The organism is Mesorhizobium sp. L103C119B0 (assembly GCF_000502235.1).
Taxonomy (GTDB): Bacteria; Pseudomonadota; Alphaproteobacteria; order Rhizobiales; family Rhizobiaceae; genus Mesorhizobium.
In genome coordinates this window covers 72,370-91,779 of sequence record NZ_AYXE01000010.1, presented here as the reverse complement: position 1 = coordinate 91,779, position 19,410 = coordinate 72,370, and the positions used below count along the sequence as shown (strand labels likewise).

At 63.2% G+C, this 19,410-nt stretch carries 21 protein-coding genes and 1 tRNA gene; 11 read left to right on the top strand and 11 right to left on the bottom strand.

The features are described 5' to 3' along the window. Positions 1–180 precede the first annotated feature (180 nt). On the top strand, positions 181–342 hold the full coding sequence (locus tag X728_RS1000000169115; protein ID WP_023683991.1) for a hypothetical protein: 162 nt from the start codon (positions 181–183) through the stop codon (positions 340–342). Between the two features lie 9 nt (positions 343–351). Here X728_RS1000000169115 and X728_RS148610 read toward each other — a convergent pair whose 3' ends face one another. The 8 genes from X728_RS148610 to tkt form a co-directional block, all read right to left on the bottom strand. Continuing rightward, positions 352–672: a hypothetical protein gene (locus X728_RS148610; protein WP_155923328.1), complete on the bottom strand. Its 321-nt coding sequence runs from the start codon at positions 670–672 to the stop codon at positions 352–354. A gap of 25 nt (positions 673–697) precedes the next feature. Beyond that, positions 698–1,411 (bottom strand): SGNH/GDSL hydrolase family protein, encoded by a 714-nt coding sequence (locus tag X728_RS148615; RefSeq protein WP_023832013.1) that lies wholly within the window; start codon positions 1,409–1,411, stop codon positions 698–700. Between the two features lie 63 nt (positions 1,412–1,474). Next, the gene (locus X728_RS148620; RefSeq protein ID WP_023825005.1) at positions 1,475–2,215 is read right to left on the bottom strand and encodes a thioredoxin family protein; all 741 of its coding nucleotides are present in this window, start codon (positions 2,213–2,215) and stop codon (positions 1,475–1,477) included. Between the two features lie 173 nt (positions 2,216–2,388). Next, on the bottom strand, positions 2,389–3,414 hold the full coding sequence (locus X728_RS148625) for a class I fructose-bisphosphate aldolase (protein WP_023825004.1): 1,026 nt from the start codon (positions 3,412–3,414) through the stop codon (positions 2,389–2,391). Between the two features lie 120 nt (positions 3,415–3,534). Beyond that, complete coding sequence (locus tag X728_RS148630; protein ID WP_023832012.1) at positions 3,535–4,737, bottom strand: phosphoglycerate kinase; 1,203 nt, start codon at positions 4,735–4,737, stop codon at positions 3,535–3,537. Between the two features lie 145 nt (positions 4,738–4,882). Beyond that, complete coding sequence (locus X728_RS148635) at positions 4,883–6,769, bottom strand: potassium/proton antiporter (protein WP_023683985.1); 1,887 nt, start codon at positions 6,767–6,769, stop codon at positions 4,883–4,885. A gap of 205 nt (positions 6,770–6,974) precedes the next feature. Continuing rightward, the gene (gene gap / locus X728_RS148640) at positions 6,975–7,985 is read right to left on the bottom strand and encodes a type I glyceraldehyde-3-phosphate dehydrogenase (protein WP_023696438.1); all 1,011 of its coding nucleotides are present in this window, start codon (positions 7,983–7,985) and stop codon (positions 6,975–6,977) included. A gap of 155 nt (positions 7,986–8,140) precedes the next feature. Further along, complete coding sequence (tkt, locus tag X728_RS148645) at positions 8,141–10,132, bottom strand: transketolase (RefSeq protein WP_023832011.1); 1,992 nt, start codon at positions 10,130–10,132, stop codon at positions 8,141–8,143. Between the two features lie 273 nt (positions 10,133–10,405). Here tkt and X728_RS148650 point away from each other — a divergent pair, with 273 nt between their 5' ends. From X728_RS148650 to X728_RS148665, 4 genes are all read left to right on the top strand, one after another. Then, positions 10,406–10,678 (top strand): DUF4164 domain-containing protein, encoded by a 273-nt coding sequence (locus tag X728_RS148650; RefSeq protein ID WP_023670128.1) that lies wholly within the window; start codon positions 10,406–10,408, stop codon positions 10,676–10,678. A gap of 12 nt (positions 10,679–10,690) precedes the next feature. Next, entirely contained in the window at positions 10,691–11,056 is a 366-nt protein-coding gene (locus tag X728_RS148655; RefSeq protein WP_023670127.1) for a cell division protein ZapA, read from the top strand. Between the two features lie 190 nt (positions 11,057–11,246). After that, a complete protein-coding gene (locus X728_RS148660) occupies positions 11,247–11,906 on the top strand; it encodes a peroxiredoxin (protein ID WP_023670126.1) in 660 nt (219 codons plus the stop codon). Positions 11,907–12,051: 145 nt separating this feature from the next. Then, the gene (locus X728_RS148665; RefSeq protein ID WP_031195636.1) at positions 12,052–12,924 is read left to right on the top strand and encodes an MBL fold metallo-hydrolase; all 873 of its coding nucleotides are present in this window, start codon (positions 12,052–12,054) and stop codon (positions 12,922–12,924) included. 162 nt (positions 12,925–13,086) lie between these two features. Here X728_RS148665 and rpoH read toward each other — a convergent pair whose 3' ends face one another. After that, on the bottom strand, positions 13,087–13,998 hold the full coding sequence (gene rpoH, locus X728_RS148670; protein ID WP_023670124.1) for an RNA polymerase sigma factor RpoH: 912 nt from the start codon (positions 13,996–13,998) through the stop codon (positions 13,087–13,089). Positions 13,999–14,186: 188 nt separating this feature from the next. Then, positions 14,187–15,245, bottom strand: coding sequence for an RluA family pseudouridine synthase (locus X728_RS148675; RefSeq protein WP_023832009.1), 1,059 nt, complete (start codon positions 15,243–15,245; stop codon positions 14,187–14,189). A 25-nt stretch (positions 15,246–15,270) separates the two neighbouring features. On the opposite strand from X728_RS148675, the gene X728_RS148680 reads away from it, so the two are divergent. The 6 genes from X728_RS148680 to X728_RS148705 all read left to right on the top strand — a co-directional run bounded on the left by X728_RS148680 (position 15,271) and on the right by X728_RS148705 (position 18,910). Then, entirely contained in the window at positions 15,271–15,651 is a 381-nt protein-coding gene (locus tag X728_RS148680) for a hypothetical protein (protein WP_023701325.1), read from the top strand. A 13-nt stretch (positions 15,652–15,664) separates the two neighbouring features. Beyond that, positions 15,665–16,072: a VOC family protein gene (locus X728_RS148685; RefSeq protein WP_023693672.1), complete on the top strand. Its 408-nt coding sequence runs from the start codon at positions 15,665–15,667 to the stop codon at positions 16,070–16,072. 92 nt (positions 16,073–16,164) lie between these two features. Further along, a tRNA-Glu gene (locus X728_RS148690) sits at positions 16,165–16,239 on the top strand. A gap of 593 nt (positions 16,240–16,832) precedes the next feature. Further along, positions 16,833–17,414 carry a VOC family protein gene (locus tag X728_RS148695; RefSeq protein WP_023711666.1) on the top strand — a complete coding sequence of 194 codons (582 nt, stop codon included), beginning with the start codon at positions 16,833–16,835 and terminating at the stop codon, positions 17,412–17,414. A gap of 25 nt (positions 17,415–17,439) precedes the next feature. After that, positions 17,440–18,315 (top strand): glutathione S-transferase family protein, encoded by an 876-nt coding sequence (locus X728_RS148700; protein WP_023670119.1) that lies wholly within the window; start codon positions 17,440–17,442, stop codon positions 18,313–18,315. 226 nt (positions 18,316–18,541) lie between these two features. Continuing rightward, a complete protein-coding gene (locus tag X728_RS148705) occupies positions 18,542–18,910 on the top strand; it encodes a hypothetical protein (protein WP_023690097.1) in 369 nt (122 codons plus the stop codon). Between the two features lie 108 nt (positions 18,911–19,018). On the opposite strand, the gene X728_RS148710 is transcribed toward X728_RS148705, so the two are convergent. Then, the gene (locus tag X728_RS148710) at positions 19,019–19,234 is read right to left on the bottom strand and encodes a hypothetical protein (RefSeq protein WP_023670117.1); all 216 of its coding nucleotides are present in this window, start codon (positions 19,232–19,234) and stop codon (positions 19,019–19,021) included. Between the last annotated feature and the right edge of the window lie 176 nt (positions 19,235–19,410).

The window sequence follows — 19,410 nt, the reverse complement described above, 5'->3', positions numbered from 1 at the left end:
GACACTATCGCATACCCCTCCTGACAGCAGTCTGTCAGGAGCATGTCAGCTCGTTGAAGAAAGCTGCGAGGTGCTTGGCGGTCGGTTCGGAAACGAGCCTTTTGTCAGGAATGGCCAAGTCGACCGAGACCATGCAAGAACCGCTTTGACAGCCTGTCGCGATGCTGCTCAAAGGCGGGCATGTCGAAACTCCTCGCGCTCGTCATCATCGGCATGATGGCCATTCAGCTGATCAAGCCGCTCGGCTGGCCGGGCCTGAAGCGGCGCGGCGATTTCTGGAAGCTGGCCCTGATCGCCATGGCGGCCATCGCGCTGGCGGGTGCGCTGGGGCACTGGGCATAGCCTTGAGGGTCAGGTCGGGTCCACCGTTCCCATGGCAATCATCCGGATGGCGTTGAGGCTGGGCACGAAGAAGTAATCGCCACCGCGCGTCGTCATGAATTCCGGCAGGTTCGCCGCAATAAAAGGCGTGGCGTTGGCCGGGCCGGCCGGAATGACATGCTTGCTCGATTCGGCGCGGTTGCCGGTCAGCGTGCAGGTGTCCTTGCCGGTTTCGGAATCCAGGCCGTAGCTCATCCATTGCTGCTGGATGATATTCTGGCTCAGATCCATTGGAAGCAGGCTGCAATCAACAGTATTTGGAAATACTCGCGTCAGTTCTCTGAAGCCCACCAGTCCGAGCTTGTGCTCCCTCAGGTCAATCGGCGAGCACCCATCCGACCAGATGTTCGGCCCAGGCGCGGTAACCGGCTTCCGAGGCATGAAAGCCATCGGAGGCAAAGCCGGCCTCAGGGTTGGTGATCGGCAGCCGTGGCGCCGGCACGGCGCCGCGCTCGAAACAGAGGCGCTCGCCCATGCGGTTCATTGCGGTAGCGCGGATTTCGAGTATCTTGCCGAGCAGCGGCGGCATGGCCGGCGCACGGGTGAATTCCAGCACCGGCGACCAGACGACGCGGGCCTCCGGCCATTTGGCGCGCAGCGCGTAAAGCAGGCCGCCGAACTCTTTCTTGAAGCGCGGCACCGAGTGGAAATTCTTGGTGTCGTTGGTGCCGATGGCCAGCACTATATGCGTCCACCGATCGGCCGACAGATTGGGCAGCACATGGTCGCGGATCTGGCCCGACGTTGCCGAGTTGAATCCGGCGGCGCGCCAGCGCACGGCAAGGCCGGTTCGTCTTGCGACCAGCATTGCAAGCTGCGCGGCAAGCCCGTTCTCGGAATTGCCGATGCCGACGGAAGCGGCCGAGGAATCGCCCAGCACCAGCAGCGAGATGGCCGGCGCCTTGCCCGATATTTCGTGCATGACCGGCCCTTGTGCCGGCAGCATGCGGGTGGTGCGGCGGCGCACGCCGAGGCCCTGCCAGACATAAACGGGGTAGGCGAGCCAGGTAAGAAGGGCCGGGAAGCGCATGGCGATACCGTTTAGAGATCAGCGGCAGCCTTAGCGCAAGTTTCGCCTGAGGTGAACGAGCTTCTAGTCGCAGCAGTTCGGCTTGTCCGCCTGCTTGTCCTGATATTCGTCATGCAACCGCACCCAGTCCATCAGGCTATGATAAGGGCCATTTTCGCCGCGGCCCTTCGGTGTCATGTCGAGATAGTCGTAAGTGCCGATCTGGGCCTCGCCGCCGCGGGCGCGCGACATAAAGGTAAGGAATATGTCGCCGTTCTCTTCCTTGTAGAAAACACTGGTGCCGGGAAGGTCCTTTGACGTGCGCGGACGCGTCTCGAAATTGTAGGTGGTGTCGCCGCCCGCGATCTGCTTGTCGGTGAAGGAGACCTGCATGTCGAAGTTGAAATCCGAGGCGTAGGACGACACCCAGTCGAATTTCCAGCCCATACGCTGCTTGTAAGGCAGCAGTTCCGCCAGCGGCGCGCGCGCAACCACCACCAGCGACACGTCGTGGTGCCTGAGATGCTGATCGGCGCCGTCTATATGGTCGGCAAGGAAGGAGCAGCCTTCGCAGCGATGGTTCGATCCTGGCGTCATCATGAAGTGGTAGACGATCAGTTGGCTGTTGGCGCCGAACAGTCCGGCCAGGTTCTTCGGACCCTGCTCGGTCTCGAAGACATAGTCCTTGCGGATTTTCATCCAGGGCAGTTCACGCCGCTCGGCGGCGATGCGCTCACGCAACCGTGTCAATTCCTTCTCGCGCGCCAGATGCGCCTTGTGCGCCTCAAACCAGTCTTCACGCGAAACCACCTTGTTGCGAGTCATGAAGTTCTCCCTGTCTGTTCACCCAAGGACGTTTGGGGTGGGCAGAAACCGACATCGCTGTCAGCTTTTGCCGAAAGGTAGATAAGGATGAACGAACTCCGTCCAAGCCGGGCTTTGCATAAACAAAACCCGGGCGCATCGGCCCGGGTTGTATGACAACGGGAGGACTGCGCTCAGGCGGCCTGTTCGAGGCTCGCCGTCCATTGTCCCAGCGCCGCCAGATGGTTCATGTGGGCACGATGGGTGAAGGCGGCCTGGCCGGCGGCGACGTTCGATGCCTTGCCGCTCCAGGCCTTTTGCGGGGCGGCCTGCAAGGCGCGGCCATAGGAGAAGGTCAGCTTCCACGGATGCGGCCCGATGGCGTTGATGGCGTTGAGGTTGGCGGTCGCCTCCTCGTCCGACTGCCCGCCCGAAAGGAAGGCGATGCCCGGCACCGCTGCCGGTACGGTTTCGCGGAACAGTTTTATGGTCTTTTCCGCGACCTCTTCGGGGCTGCTCACCTTGCCTGATTTCCTGCCGGCCAGCACCATGTTCGGCTTCAGGATGGTGCCTTCCAGCACAACGCGCGCCGCATGCAGCTCGTCATAGAGCTTGATCAGCGTTGCCTTCGAGATGTCGTAGCAGGTGGCAATGTCGTGCGCGCCGTCCATCAGCACTTCCGGTTCGACGATCGGCACGATGCCGGCCTCCTGGCACAGTGCGGCATAGCGGGCCAGCGCATGGGCATTGGAGGCAATCGAATTGGCCGAGGGCACGCCCTTGCCGGTGTCGATGTCGATCACCGCGCGCCATTTGGCAAAGCGGGCGCCGAGCTTGTAATAATCCGCGAGCCGCTCGCGCAAGCCGTCGAGGCCTTCGGTAACGGTATCGCCGGGAAAGCCGGCGAGTGGCTTGGCGCCGGCATCGACCTTGATGCCGGGAATGGCGCCCGCCGCCTTGATGATGTCGACCAGAGGCGTGCCGTCGGCAGCCTTCTGACGGATGGTCTCGTCGTAGAGAATGACGCCGGAGATGTACTTCGTCATTGCGTCCTTGGCGCGGAACATCATCTCGCGGTAGTCGCGGCGGCTATCGGCGGTCGATTCGACGCCGATAACTTCGAAGCGCTTCTTGATGGTGCCGGAGCTCTCATCGGCGGCCAGCAGGCCCTTGCCGCCGGCCACCATCGCGGCGGCAATGTCTTCGAGACGTTCGCTCATTTTTCTTCTCCTAAGGGGGTACGTTCCGCGCGTAACGGAAGTCTACCGCCAAAGGAATGGGATCGGAAAGCTCGAATCGATTGAAAGTTCCTGGCGTCCGTTTTTGCGCCCCCGATCCGGTCAGGCTTGTTTCTTCAGCACGTCGACGCCGGGCAGCGGCTTGCCTTCCATCCATTCGAGGAAAGCGCCGCCGGCGGTCGAGACATAGGTGAAATCGTCGGCGACGCCGGCATGATTGAGGGCGGCCACCGTGTCGCCGCCACCGGCGACCGAGACCAGCTTGCCGGCCCTGGTGCGGGCCGCCGCGTGCTTTGCCGCAGCCACCGTGGCGTGGTCGAAAGGCTCGATCTCGAAGGCGCCGAGCGGGCCGTTCCAGACCAGGGTCGCGGCGCGGTCGATCCATTCGCGGATCGTCTTCACGGTCTTTTCGCCGACATCGAGGATCATGCCGTCAGCCGGGACATCCGTAATGGCAACGGTCTCGCTGGCCGCACCCGCCTTGAATTCCTTGGCGATGACACCGTCGACAGGCAGGATGATGGCGCAGCCGGCTTCGGCGGCCTCGATCATGATCTGCTTGGCGGTCGCGGCAAGGTCATGCTCGCACAGCGACTTGCCGACAGCGGTGCCACGCGCGGCGAGAAAAGTGTTGGCCATGCCGCCGCCGATCACCAGCGCGTCGACCTTCTTCACCAGGTTCATCAACAGGTCGATCTTGGTCGACACCTTGGCGCCGCCGACAATGGCGACGACAGGGCGGATCGGATTGCCGAGCCCCTTCTCCAGCGCCTCGAGCTCGGCCTGCATGGTGCGGCCGGCATAGGACGGCAACAGCCGCGCCAGGCCTTCGGTCGAGGAGTGCGCCCGGTGGGCGGCGGAAAAGGCGTCGTTGACGAAGATATCGCCATTGGCGGCGAGCCGCTCTGTGAAATCAGGGTCGTTCTTCTCCTCGGTCTTGTGGAAGCGGGTGTTTTCCAGCAGCAGCACATCGCCCTTGTTCATGGCGGCGACCGCACTGCCCGCCGTGTCGCCGACGCAATCGCCGGCAAAGCCGACCGGGCGGCCAAGCACCTCCGCGGTAGCCTTGGCGATCGGCTCCAGCGAAAATTCGGGCGAGGGACCATCCTTCGGGCGGCCGAAATGCGCGAGCAGTATGACCTTGGCGCCCTTGCCGGACAGCTCGGCGATGGTCGGTGCGATGCGTTCGATGCGGGTGGCGTCGGTGACCTTGCCGTCGGCGACGGGCACGTTGAGGTCGACGCGCACCAGCACGCGCTTGCCGCTGATATTGCCGATATCGTCGAGTGTCTTGAAGGCGGCCATGCGGGTTCCTTTCCGTGGAAAATCGCCGGGACCATACCTCGCATCGATGACGATGCAAGGCTTGAGCCGGGGTGCGAGCTAAATTTTGAGATCAAGGCGAAGGCTGTCGTGATGATGCGGGACGTCAGCGTGAACCGATCGCTTGTCAGCCTTCTGTCGTTATCTTTTCCGCCGTCGGCTCAAGGGCCTTCTCATTGGCTGTCGCCTCTGCAGTCTGCGTCTCGGTCGGCTTGCGCCAGTTGCGGATGAAGGCGGAGACACGATCGCCGATCTCGCCGGCGCTCAGGAACACCGGAACCCGCGCCACCGGCGCGGTCGGCTCGAAGGAGAGGCCGAGACCGGTGATCTTGCCCTTGTCGTCGACGTCGCGGACGATCAATTCGATCGGGCCGATCAGCACCCGGTCGGCATATTCGGCATGGCCGCCAAGCCTTGCCGTCACCAGCGCGCCGACGGTGAGCTTCTGCTCGGCTTCGCTCAATCCCGGTGTGTATGCGGCCTCGAGCTCTGCGGCCGAGCGGGCGGGATCGACGGCGAAGGCGCCGAAGAAGTCGGCATCCTCGGGGTCGACTACGGCGCGGCTGGCAAACAGCTTGTCAAGCAGGCGCGGATAGCGGTCGGGCACGAAGATATAAACCTGGTCGCCGGCCGCGAGCCGGCCCATGTCCTGGAAACGCATCGAGCGGCCGTCGCGCAGCACCAACGAGGGCCGTGCCCAGCGCGGGATACGCTCGCCGCGCGCCACCGGGCTGCCGGGCGCCACGCGGTAGGCGAGCAGTTCGTGATGGGCGGAGCCCGGCAGTTCGAGTTCGACCTTGTCGAGCGGCCCGAGCCTCGCCGGCACGATCAGGCCGAGCCGGCGCGCCAGCGGACCGACCGACCAGCCCTGCACCACCAGCGATACCAGCACGATGATGAAGGCGACGTTGAAGATGGTGCGGCCGTTCTCCAGTCCGCCGAGCAGCGGGGTGATGGCAAGCAGGATGGACACGGCGCCGCGCAGGCCGACCCAGGAGACGAAGGCGATCTCGGGACGCGGCAGGCGGAACGGGATCAGGCAGAGCCAGACGGCGACAGGGCGCGCGACAAACATCAGGAATAGGCCGAGCAGCACCGCCGGCACCATGATCGCCGGAAACTGCGAGGGTGTCGCGAACAGGCCGAGGATCAGGAACATGATGATCTGTGCCAGCCACGACATGCCGTCCTGGAAGCGCTTCAGGATGGTGACGGCGCGGATGTCGGAGTTGCCGGCAATGAGCCCGGCGAGATAGACCGCCAGGAAGCCAGAGCCGCCAATGGCGCCGGCCGCGGCGAACACCATCAGTGACAGGGTCAGCACGAAGATCGGCAGCAAGCCATGGTCAAGGTTGAGCCGGTCGACGAGGCGCACGATGCCGAGCCCGCCAAGCACGCCGACGACGGCGCCGAGCCCCATATTGAGCAGGAAGCCGAGGATCAGGTCGGTGACCAGCACATGGGTCTCGGGATTGGCGTGGGCGGCGATGATCTCGACCAGCGTGATGGTCAGGAAGATGGCGATCGGGTCGTTGGTGCCGGATTCGACTTCCAGTGTCGCGCGCACGCGTTCGCGCAGATTGATCTCGCCGGCGCGTAGCAGGAAGAAGACGGCCGCCGCATCGGTCGAGGCGACCGCGGCGCCGAGCAGGAAGGATTCCAGCCAGCTGAGGTCGAGCAGGTAATAGGCGGCGGCGCCGAACAGGCCAGTGGTCAGGATTACGCCGAAGGTCGCCAGCGACACCGCCGGTCCGGCCGCCTGGCGCAGCGCGTTGAGCGGCGTGCCGAAACCGGAATCGAACAGGATGACCGCCAGCGCCAGCGAGCCGGCAAAATATGCCACGCGCGCATTGTCGAATTCGATGCCGAGACCATCGACGCCGCTGGCGAGGCCGATGCAGAGGAAGAGCAGCAGCAAAGGGGCGCCGAAGCGGAAGGCGATCAGGCTCGAGAACGCTGCGGCGACGACTAGCGCTGTGCCGACCAGCGTGACGAGATAGATCGCATGCTCCATCCGTGATTTGCCCCTCGAATTCCTCTTTCTACCGATTCACGGGAGAGTGGGGCGAAGGCATGGCCGGTGCAAGGCGCAAGGATGGCTTTTTGCCTGATGCCGCTGATTTTCCGGCGTTTGGCGGCTTGGCGCGCCTTGCCCGCCGCCCTGACGAAAAACGCCCGGACAAGCCGGGCGTTCGAAGCTGCGAGACGATGCCTTCAGGTCAGGCGATGGTCTTGCCAAAGGCGACCGAGGTGTCGGCCATGCGGTTAGAGAAGCCCCACTCATTGTCGTACCAGGACAGCACCGAAACGAAGTTGCCGTCCATGACCTTGGTCTGGTCGAGCGCCAGGATCGACGAGCGCGGATCGTGGTTGAAGTCGATCGACACATTCGGGTGATGGGTGACGCCGAGAATGCCCTTCAACTTGCCGTTGGAGGCGGCGATCACCGCTTCGTTGATCTCCTGCACGGTGGTGGCGCGCTTGGCGATGAACTTGAAGTCGACAACCGAGACGTTGGGGGTCGGCACGCGGATCGAGATGCCGTCGAGCTTGCCCTTGAGGTCGGGCAGCACCAGGCCGATCGCCTTGGCCGCACCGGTCGAGGTCGGGATCTGCGACAGGGCAGCCGCGCGGCCGCGGTAGAGATCTTTGTGCATGGTGTCCAGCGTCGGCTGGTCGCCGGTGTAGGAGTGGATCGTCGTCATCATGCCCTTTTCGATGCCGACGGTCTCGTGCAGCACTGCGGCCAGCGGCGCCAGGCAGTTGGTGGTGCAGGACGCATTCGAGATGACGATGTGGTCCTTGGTCAGCTTGTCGTGGTTGATGCCGTAGACGACGGTGAGGTCAGCACCTTCGGCAGGCGCGGAGACCACGACGCGCTTGGCGCCGGCGGTCAAATGCGCGGCAGCCTTGTCGCGGGCGGTGAAGATGCCGGTGCATTCGAGCGCGATGTCGATGCCGAGTTCCTCCCACGGCAGTTGCGCCGGGTCCTTGATCGCGGTGACCTTGAAGGTCTCCTTGCCGACGGTGATCTGGTCGCCCAAGACCGACACTTCGTGCGGGAAGCGGCCGTGCACGCTGTCATAGCGCAGCAGATGCGCGTTGGTCTCAACCGGGCCGAGGTCGTTGACGGCGACCACGTCGATATCCTTGCGGCCGGATTCATGGATGGCGCGCAGGATGTTGCGGCCGATGCGGCCAAATCCGTTGATGGCAACTCTGACGGTCATTTTACTCTCCCTGGGAGCTGGAGGCGGCAGATGGGTCCGCAGCTTCATAGCGGCGGATGGCACAAGAATCCAGCCGCAGAAGGCCGAATTTAAATCGATTAGGTTGGTCCAGCCCCGCGAATCCGCCTTGGAGGTGCGCGGGACTGACCCTGATCTTACTTGCCGTGCAGGCGGGCTTCCGCAGCCTTGGCCGCGGCTTCGGCGGTGATGCCGAAATGCGGGTAGAGCTGCTCGATGGTGCCGGAAGCGCCGAAGCCGGTCATGCCGATGAAGATGCCGTCGGAGCCGATCAGGTGATCCCAGCCCTGGCGGATGCCGGCCTCGATCGCCATCTTGATCGGCGCGTTGCCGATCGTCTCCTTGCGGTAGGCGTCGCTCTGCTGGTCGAACAGTTCGAAGCAAGGCACCGAGACGACGCGGGTCGGGTGCCCATGCTTTTCAAGCAAATCACGGGCGCCGAGCGCGATCTCGACCTCGGAGCCGGTCGCGAAGATCGTCACCGCCGCTTCGCCGCTCGCCGCGGCCAGTTCATAGGCGCCCTGGCTCGAGAGGTTCCTGGCCGAGTGCTCGGTGCGCACCGTCGGCAGGTTCTGGCGGGTCAGCGCCAGGGTGGACGGGGTCTTTTCCGATTCAATGGCAATCTGCCAGCATTCGGCGGTTTCCACCGCGTCGGCCGGACGGAAGACATTGTGGTTGGGGATGGCGCGGAGCGCCGCCAGGTGCTCGACCGGCTGGTGGGTCGGGCCGTCTTCGCCCAAACCGATCGAATCATGGGTCATGACGAAGATCGAGCGGATGCCCATCAGCGACGCCAGCCGCATCGACGGACGGGCATAGTCGGAGAAGCACATGAAGGTGCCACCGTAGGCGATGAGGCCGCCATGCAGCGTCAGGCCGTTGAGGGCGGCCGCCATGCCATGCTCGCGGATGCCGTAGTGGACATAGCGCTGGCCGTAATCGTCCGGCGTGATGTTCTTGGTCTGGCTGGTCTTGGTGTTGTTGGAGCCCGTCAGGTCGGCAGAGCCGCCGATGGTTTCCGGCACCGCGCCGTTGATGACTTCCAGCGCCATTTCCGACGATTTGCGGGTGGCGACCTTCGGCTTGTCGGCCGACAGCTTCTTCTTGTAGTCGGCAATGACGGCATCGAAATTCGACGGCAGCTTGCCGGCGAGGCGGCGCTCGAACTCGGCCTTCAGCTCGGGCTTGGCCTTGGCGAGCCGGCCTTCCCAGTCGGTGCGCGGCTTGACGCCGGCCTTGCCGGCGGTGCGCCAGGAGTCGAGAATGTCGGCCGGAATTTCGAAGGGCGGCGAGTCCCAGTTGAAGAATTTCCGCGCGCCTGCGATCTCGTCGGCGCCGAGCGGCGAACCGTGCGCCTTGTTGGTGCCGGCCTTGGTCGGGGCGCCGAAGCCGATGGTCGTCTTGCAGGCGATCATCGTCGGCTTGTCGGAATGGCGGGCGGCTTCGATGGCGTAGGCGATCGCCTCGGGGTCGGTGCCGTCAATGTGGCTGGCGTTCCAGCCCGAGGCCTGGAAGCGGGCGACCTGGTCGGTGTTGTCTGCAAGCGAAACCGGACCGTCGATTGAGATGTTGTTGTTGTCCCAGAAGACGATCAGCTTGTTGAGCTTGAGGTGGCCGGCCAGCGCGATGGCTTCCTGGGAAACACCTTCCATCAGGCAGCCGTCGCCGGCCAGCACATAGGTGTAGTGGTCGACGAGGTCGTTGCCGAAGGCGGCGTTCATGATGCGCTCGCCGAGCGCGAAGCCGACCGAATTGGCGAGACCCTGGCCGAGCGGGCCGGTCGTCGTCTCGATGCCGGTGGCATGGCCGTATTCGGGATGGCCGGCAGTCTTGGAACCCAGCTGGCGGAAATGCTTGATCTGGTCGAGGGTCATGTCCTCGTAACCGGTCAGATGCAGCAGCGAGTAGAGCAGCATAGAACCGTGGCCGGCCGACAGGATGAAGCGGTCTCGGTCCGGCCAATGGGGGTTCTTCGGATCATATTTCAGAAAGCGGGTGAACAGCACTGTGGCGATGTCGGCGCAGCCCATGGGCAGGCCGGGATGGCCGGACTGGGACTTCTCGACGGCGTCCATGGAGAGAAAACGGATCGCATTGGCCATCCGGTCATGTTGTTCACGCGACGTCATGGTACCTCCGGGGTGGGGATTTGTGGGCTTGGCAGAGCCCAGGAAAGAGTGCGCGACACATAGCAGCCACGGGCTTTTAGTCAACAAATCGGCTGCACATTTGCCGGTCTTGTGATGGCTTTGAGACCTTATGGGGCGACCTACATTAGCGTTAGCGGGGGACAGTCGCGAGAGCTTTGTTGACGTTGCCTTCACCCGGTGCCTAATGTTTCCTTGTTAACGCGTTCTGAACGCGAAGCGATTCGGTGATGGGCAGGGCACAGGACGAAGGCCATGACCGGCGAAACCACACTCAAGGAAGTCATCCACAGGCTGGGCAAGGCCATCGAGGGGCTGGAAAACGCCGTCGCGGCCAAGCTCGAGCACGAGCGCGACTATTCCGAAGCCGAGGCTGAGGTGCAGCGCATGAACGCCGACCGTTCACGGCTGGCGCAGGAACTCGACAATTCCGAAGCCCGCGCCGAACGGCTGGAAGATGCCAACAAGGAAGTGTCGCGCCGCTTGGTGACCGCCATGGAAACCATCCGCGCGGTGCTGGACAGGTAGGAGCTGCAGGCCATGGCACAGGTCACGGTTTCCATCGACGGCAAGCAGTATCGCATGGCTTGCGACGAGGGTCAGGAAGAGCACCTGATCGACCTCGCCGAGCGGTTCGACCGTTATGTCTCGCATCTGAAGGATTCGTTCGGCGAGATCGGCGACCAGCGGCTGACGGTGATGGCCGGCATCATGGTGATGGACGAGCTTTCGGAGCTGCAGAAGCGGGTCAAGGGCATGGAGACCGAAGTGCAGACGCTGCGCAAGACTCGCGACGAAGCGCTGACCAAGGCCGACAAGAACGACACCGTGCTGACCAGCGCGCTCGGCGCGCTCGCCCAGCGCATGGAAGACCTGGCCACGTCGCTGGCGGTCAACAAGGCCTGAGCCTTCCCCGCACAAACGAAAGATTGTCGGCCCAACGTCGGTCCGTAGAACGAAAGTGCTCGTTCCGTCGCCAATAATAGTTTCCTATTGTCCTGCAGCCGCGATTTTTGCGCTAAGATGCGGGAATGCCGGAGCGTTGACGCCGTCCACGGCCGCTCCTGACGAAATCTGTTGCTGGGGAAATAATGCCATGAGCCTTCGTATCAACGACATCGCGCCTGACTTCACCGCCGAGACCACGCAAGGGCCGATCAAGTTTCATGACTGGATCGGCGACGGCTGGGCGATCCTGTTCAGCCATCCGAAGAATTTCACCCCGGTCTGCACCACCGAGCTGGGCACGATGGCGGGGCTCGAAGGCGAGTTCAAGAAGCGCAACGTCAAGGTCATCGGCATTTCCGTCGATCCCGTTGCGAGCCACGACAAGTGGCAGGCCGACATCAAGACGGCGACCGGCCAGACGGTGAATTACCCGCTGATCGGCGACAAGGACCTCAAGGTGGCCAAGCTCTATGACATGCTGCCGGCGGGCGCCGGCGAGACGTCGGAAGGCCGCACGCCGGCCGACAACGCCACGGTGCGCTCGGTCTATGTCATCGGGCCGGACAAGAAGATCAAGCTGGTGCTGACCTACCCGATGACGACGGGCCGCAACTTCGACGAGATCCTGCGCGCGGTCGATTCCATGCAGCTGACCGCCAAGCACCAGGTGGCGACGCCGGCCAACTGGAAGCAGGGCGAGGATGTGATCATCACCGCCGCGGTTTCGAACGAAGATGCGGTCAAGCGTTTTGGCGCTTTCGAGACGATCCTGCCCTATCTCAGGAAGACCAAGCAGCCGTCAGCCTAGGTTTTCTCCGTCGGAGCTATTTCGGGCTTCAGTCCTATTTCTGGCAAGGCGTGCTTGACCGGCGCGCTTTGCCAGATGACCATGCTGTTGTTCAACCCGACGGAGAAAACGGTTCCTGTCGGGCAAGGGGCAGGGGGGCCGGACATTGGACATCGCTTCGGCCAAACCTGAGGTCGCCGGCTTCTACGACAAGCCGACCGGCGCCATCCAGTATGTCGTCACCGACCCGGTGACGAGACGCTGCGCCGTCATCGACCCGATCCTCGACTTCGACGAAAAATCCGGCGCGACGGCGACGAAGAATGCCGACGCCTTGCTGGATTTTATCCACGAAAACGGGCTGGAGCTCGAGTGGATCCTGGACACCCATCCGCATGCCGATCATTTCTCGGCGGCGCACTATCTCAAGGAAAGGACCGGCGCGCCGACGGCGATCGGCGACAGGATCGTCGAAGTCCAGGCGCTGTGGAAGGCGATCTACAACTGGCCGGATTTCCCCGCCGACGGCTCGCAGTGGGACCGGCTGTTTGGGGAAGGCGAAACGTTCATGATCGGCAACCTTCCGGTCAAGGTGCTGTTCTCGCCCGGCCACACGCTGGCCTCGATCACCTATGTCATTGGCGACGCAGCCTTCGTCCACGACACGCTGTTCATGCCCGACAGCGGCTCGGCAAGGACGGATTTTCCCGGCGGCAGTGCCGCGCGGCTGTGGCATTCGATTGAGGGCGTTCTGGCGCTGCCGGACGAAACGCGGGTGTTTGTCGGCCACGACTATCAGGCCGGCGGGCGCGAGCCGTGCTGGGAGAGCACGGTCGCCGAGCAGAGGGCAAAGAATATCCACCTCGTTGCGGCGCGCAGCGAAGCCGAGTTCGTCGCCTTGCGCGAAGCGCGCGACAAGACACTGCCGATGCCGCGGCTGATCCTGCATGCGCTGCAGGTCAACATGAATGGTGGACGGCTGCCGGAACCGGAGGCCAACGGCCGAAGGTATCTCAAGTTTCCGCTGGATGGGCTGTAGATCGGTTCATGCTGTTGGCGCCGTCGCCGAAGCTGCCAATCTCCCCCTCAAGGGGGGAGATCAGCTGTTGCCCGACTTTCGCTAACCGCCGACGGACGACAAAACAAAAAAGGCGGCGCCGGTTTCCCGACGCCGCCTTCTGTTCCTTAGCCGAACCCGGCTTTACGCCGCGGGCTGCGCCTCGATCGTGCGCAGCGCCTGCATCTGGCGCTTGGCGGCGGCCTTGACCGCGTCCTGCACCTTCTCGAAGGCGCGCACCTCGATCTGGCGCACGCGCTCGCGGCTGATGTCGAACTCGGACGACAGCTCTTCCAACGTCAGCGGCTCCTCGGCGAGGCGGCGTGCCTCGAAGATGCGCCGCTCACGATCGTTGAGCACGGCCAAAGCACCCGACAGCATGCCGCGGCGGTTTTCCAGCTCGTCCTGTTCGATCAGCATGTCTTCCTGGCTTTCGTGGTCATCGACCAGCCAGTCCTGCCATTCGCCGGATTCACCTTCGCTGGCGCGGATCGGCGCGTTCAGCGACGCGTCGCCCGACAGGCGGCGGTTCATCGACACGACTTCGGCTTCCGACACGTTCAGCCGGGTGGCGATCTCGGTGATCTGGTCGGGCTTGAGGTCGCCATCGTCCAGCGCCTGGATCTTGCCCTTCACCTTGCGCAGGTTGAAGAACAGGCGCTTCTGATTGGCGGTCGTGCCCATCTTGACCAGGCTCCACGAGCGCAGGATGTACTCCTGGATCGAGGCCTTGATCCACCACATGGCGTAGGTCGCGAGGCGGAAGCCACGCTCGGGTTCGAATTTCTTGACGGCCTGCATCAGGCCGACATTGCCTTCCGAGATCACTTCGCCGATCGGCAGGCCGTAGCCGCGATAGCCCATGGCGATCTTGGCAACGAGCCGAAGGTGGCTGGTGACGAGCTTGTGCGCAGCGCTGGTGTCTTCATGCTCGGCGTAGCGCTTGGCGAGCATGTACTCTTCCTGCGGCTGAAGCATGGGAAAGCGGCGGATTTCTTCCAGGTAGCGGCTGAGGCCGCCTTCGCCGGAAACAATACTGGGTAGTGACTGGGCCATGATTGCGCCCCCTCTCTATTGGAGTGATGCCCCCGAAACGCGGCGGGCATGTGACGCGAGCACCAAAAGGCTCGCCCGCGGCAACTGATTTATATAGGAACAAAACCAGAAAAGACAGGCATTTGTTCAACACGAAACAGTGTGTCACGCTGAAGTGAACAATGCCGCTCAGGTTTTAGCTGGCTGGTTCAGAGCTTGCGGAAGCCGCCGACGAGTTCCTCCATGTCCCCCGGTATCGGCGCCTCGAACCTCATCGATAAATGGGTAGCCGGGTGCCGAAATGCAAGAAGCCAGGCATGCAAAGCTTGCCTGGAAAATGCCTTGACCTGACCCTTCAGCAGTTCGGGCAGCCGGTTGGCCTTGGTGCGGAAGGCCTGGCCGTAATCGGGGTCACCGATGACGGGATGGCCGATGTGGGCCATGTGGACGCGGATCTGGTGGGTGCGGCCGGTTTCCAGCCGGCATTCGACCAGGCTGGCGGTGGCGAACGCCTGCTGGCCCTCGCCGAAACGCTCCTTGACGGTGAAATTGGTCACGGCGTGGCGGGCATCGTCACGGCCTTCCGGCACGACGGCGCGGCGCACGCGGTCGGCGGCACGGCCAAGCGGCGCATCGACCGTTCCGGCCGGCCGCGACGGGATTCCCCAGACCAGCGCCAAATAAGCACGTTCGAGGTCGCCGGTGCGGCCGTGGTCGGCAAAGGCCCCCGACAGCGCCTTGTGGGCGCGGTCGGTCTTGGCCACCACCATGACGCCGCTGGTTTCCTTGTCCAGCCGATGGACGATGCCCGGCCGCCTGACGCCGCCAATGCCTGAAAGACTGTCGCCGCAGTGGTGGATCAGGGCATTGACCAGCGTGCCGGTCCAGTTGCCGGCGCCGGGATGGACGACGAGGCCGGCCGGCTTGTTGATGACGATCAGCTCGTCGTCCTCATAAAGCACGTCGAGCGCGATGGGCTCGCCTTGCGGTTCGGCCGGTTCGGGCTTGGGCATGACGACCGATACGCGCTCGCCGGCACTCATTTTGCGCTTGGTCTCGTCGACCGGCTTGCCGTCGATCGAAACGGCACCTTGCCGGATCAGCATCTGCACCCGGCTGCGCGACATGTCAGGCCCGAGGGCGCTCGCCAGCCATTGGTCGAGGCGCTGGCCGGCCGCTTCCGCGCCGGCTTCGAGCACGGTCGGCGCCGCCTCTATGAATTGTCCAGCCTCTATCAATTCAGGGGTCTCTTCGTTATGAGCGCTCATCGAAAAAGTTCCGGAAAGTTCTGCCATGGCCCGGCCCGTTGCCGACGAAGAAGAAAAGCCGCTCGATCCCGAGATCGAAAAGGTGCGCGGCAGGCTCATCCGTTTCATGGCCATCAATCTCGGCCTGCTTTTGCTGGCCCTTATGGTGGTGATCGCGGCCATTGTCTACAAATCGCGCAAAGCGCCGCCCGCGAACCCGCCGCTCGCCAACGACATTCCAGTTCCGCCCGGCGAGCCGCTCGCGGCCGACATAGTGCTCCCGGTCGGAGCCAAGGTGATCAGCCAGGCTCTGTCGGGCAATCGCATTTCGATCGACGCCGAGATCAGCGACGGCAGCCGCACCATCTTCGTCTACGACATCGCCGAGCGCCGTATCATCGGCCGCTTCGCCATCCGCAACAAATGAGCGGGCCGAAACAATGACCGGGTTTGCCGACCATCGCCGCATAGCAACCGTTACGCTCGTCGTCGCCGATTATGACGAGGCGATTGCCTGGTATGTCGGCAAGCTTGGCTTTGCGCTCTGCGACAACATCGATCTCGGTGACGGCAAGCGCTGGGTGACGGTAACGCCGTCGGCCGGGCAAGGCCCCCGGCTGCTTCTGGCGGAAGCGTTGGACGATGTGCAGAAAAGCCGCGTCGGCGACCAGACCGGCGGCCGCGTGGTTTTGTTTCTCGAAACCGACGATTTTGCCAGGGACCATGCGACGATGCTGGAAAACGGCGTCGATTTCCATGAAACGCCACGCCATGAGCCGTACGGCACCGTGGCGGTTTTCGCCGATCTCTACGGCAATCTGTGGGACCTGATCGAGCCGAAACGCTAAGTCCGCAAACCGAGATTGCACAGAAGCGGTCCGGCGGTTCGAAGCCCAGTTGCTTTTTCCAAACCGTCAGCCTATATCGCCGGTTCTTGAACGCGCCCATCGTCTAGCGGTCAGGACACCGCCCTCTCACGGCGGGAACAGGGGTTCGATTCCCCTTGGGCGTACCAAACAACGACTTTCCTTCCGCATCATCGAAAATTTCGGGCAGCAGCCGCGCGGATCGCGTGTGACCGCGAGGGTCGGCGGCATCAGCGAAATTCGGCAAGTCCGCGCACCCGAATACACCCAATTTAAGTCAGGCCGCGACGCTTGAAAGCGTAGCGATCTCTGTTACTTGCGGTGCGGGGATAGCATCTGCGGCAACGCGGATTTGGTTGGGCATAGCAGGCATGAATTCGGCAAAAATGATATGCCCGTGCTGTCACGGCAGCGGGCAGGTTTTCGATTGCTTGAAATGGCGCGAGTCGAAAGGGCATTGCTGCCCGCAAGGCACGCATCGGGCCGGCTGTCCCGGGCAGACGATGGCATGCGCCGAATGCGCGGGCCTGGGCACGCTGGAGGAAGCCGAGCTCAGAGCCGTTGCATAGCCTCAGGTCATGCAACTCAAGCCCCTTTCACCATCCAGCGCCGGCAGTCTCCGCGAGCTTCTGGCGCGGCGCTGCCAATTGCACTAGCATCATGTACGAAGCCTCGCCAAAGGGCTCTTTGCGGCGCGCAAGACGCCGGGGAACATAGGCGAGGGTCGGCGAGGAGGAGACCGATGCAGAAACTGCAGTCGCAGGGCGTCCATCACATCACGCTCGTCGGCGCCGGCCGCCAGACCTCGATCGATTTCTGGGAGGGCGTGCTCGGCATGCCGTTCATCTTCGAGCAGCCCAATCTCGACAAGCCAAGCGAAAGCCATCTCTATTTCGATCCCGGCGACGGCAGGCTGATCACCGTCTTCACCGACGAGAGCCGCACGCCGGTCAAGCGGCGCACGCCCACCGAACCGGGCTGCGTCCATCATATTGCGTTCTCGGTGTCGCGCGTGACCTTCCTGCAGGCGGTCGCCCGGCTCGACGAGCGCGCCATCAAGCACAGCGGCGTCAAGGATCGCGGCTTCATGGATTCGATCTATTTCGAGGATCCGCTCGGCCTCTTGATCGAGCTGGCGTCCTATCGCTTTGAGCCGCCGGCCGGCTTCACCCACGCCGATGTGCTGATGCAGGCGCACAAGCTGCGCGTTGCGCGCGGCGACTACAACATCGCCGAAGTGCACCTTGCCGACGCGATCCAGACGCTGGTCGAACGGTCGCGCGCGACCTTGTCGGACGACCGGACGCCGAAGAATCCATACTGACGGCCAGCAAAAGGGGAGGACCATAATGGCAAAGACAGTTAAGAGCGCTGGCAAACCAGCGGCCAAGCCAGCAGCAAAAGCGGCAGCGAAGCCGGCCGCAAAGGCGGCCGTAAAGGCCGCGCCGAAGGCAGCCGCGAAGCCGGCCGCGAAAGCCGCGACAAAGCCGGCTGCCAAGAAATCCGCGCCGAAGGTCAAGGCGGCGAAAAAACCGGCGCTGAAGCTCTCGATGCTGAAGCCGAGCGTCAACAACATGACCGTCCGGGTGTTTGCCCGTGCGGCCGGGTTCGACGCCGCCGAGACTGACGCCTGGGGCCACACGCGCTCGCCCGAATATATGGCGCGCAATCCGGCGCATCTGACGCCGATGATCGAGGACAAGGGGCTGCCGCGCGGCGTGCTGTGGGAGAGCTGTGCCATCATGCAGTATCTCGCCAACAAGCACGGGCTGGAGAAATTCTATCCCAAGGCACCGGCCAAGCGGGCGATGGTCGACAGCGCCATGTTCTACCTGATCGGCACGCTCTACCCGTATGTGGCGCGCGCCACCTATCCGGCGCTGGGTTTCCCGCACTATGCCGGCGAGGTCGGCCATAGCGACGCTCATCCGGAGAAGAAGTCCGAGGCGCAGAAGGCCGCCATGGCGGCGATTGCCGAGCCGCTGGAGGTGTTTCACTCCTTCTTCAGGGACGGCAAGCCGTTCATCGGCGGCAAGCACCCGTCGATCGCCGACATACGCCTGGCATCGACGCTGGAGTTCCTGGCCGTCATCGACTATGCGCTGCCAAAATGGGCCAAGGAGTATGTCGCGGCGATGGAGAAGAAACTCGGTAAGGCCTATGCCGAGCCGGCCGGCGACGTGCGCGGCTACATCGCCTATGTGAAGTCGCAGGCCAGCGCGTAAAGCTAAGGATTCATTAACCAGAACGCTGTCTATTGAAGGCACCGCGCGACCACGGATGTACTGGCGCAAGGGTGAAGGGAAAGGTCGGCGCAATGCCGGCCTTTTGCTTTTCGCCGATGCGCCATCAGGCACGTCTCATGCTGTAAAGTCCGACATCAGGCATATTGCCATCGTCTGCTTCGACCCTACCATCATGGTCGGCGGACGACACACGAGGAGCTTTGCGATGAAGGGCGTAGCGAGAGTGTTTGCGATTGCCGGTGTTGTGTTGGTCGGAGGCTACCCGTGCAATGCCGCGCCGCTCGACACGATGGCGGAGGTCGGCGATGCCATCCAGGCGTGCTGGACGCCGCCGGCGGGTGTTGGAAATGCCAGCGTCACCTTGAGCTTCAGCTTCAAGCGCGACGGCACGCTGATCGGTCCGCCGCGGCCGACGGCGATCAAGGTCGATGGCGATGCGGATACCAGGAAGTCGTTCGTCGACGCCGCAACCACTGCCCTGCAAAAGTGCTTGCCGTTGAGCTTTTCGCCGACGCTGGCGCAAGGCGTCGCGGGCAATGTCTTCACCGTGCAATTCGCTTCGCCCAAGCAGTAGGCGAGCGGGCGAGCGTTTCACCGTTTCGCCGAAACGGCGACCCGCCCCCCGTTGTCTTGACGCAATTCCGGACGGAAACCGCTCGCACTTTTCCTGGAATTGCTCTGATCAGTTGTGCGGGCGCCTGATATCCACATGCCGCTGCAGTTCCGGCGCCTCGAAGACGTAGTCGGCCCAGGCGGATTCCGGAATCTGTCCGGCGAGATAGCATTCCAGCAACAGGCTCTGTTCGGGATCGAGCGCTCTCGGCGCCCGCTCATGGTCCAGCCCCAGCGAGTGGAACAGGTTCCTGGTCAGGCCAGAGACAGTGAAGTGAATAGACATCTTCGGTCTCCTTTGCCCGACACAACGCGAGACACCGGAGAAAGGTTTCATCCGCAAGGGCCGATAAGGCGGGATCGATGATTGCGGCGGCCTGGGCTCGCCGGAGCCTGGCTACGTCTCAATCTTGAAACAAAAGTGTAATAGCGAATTTACGGGAATCGGCATAATACACTCGG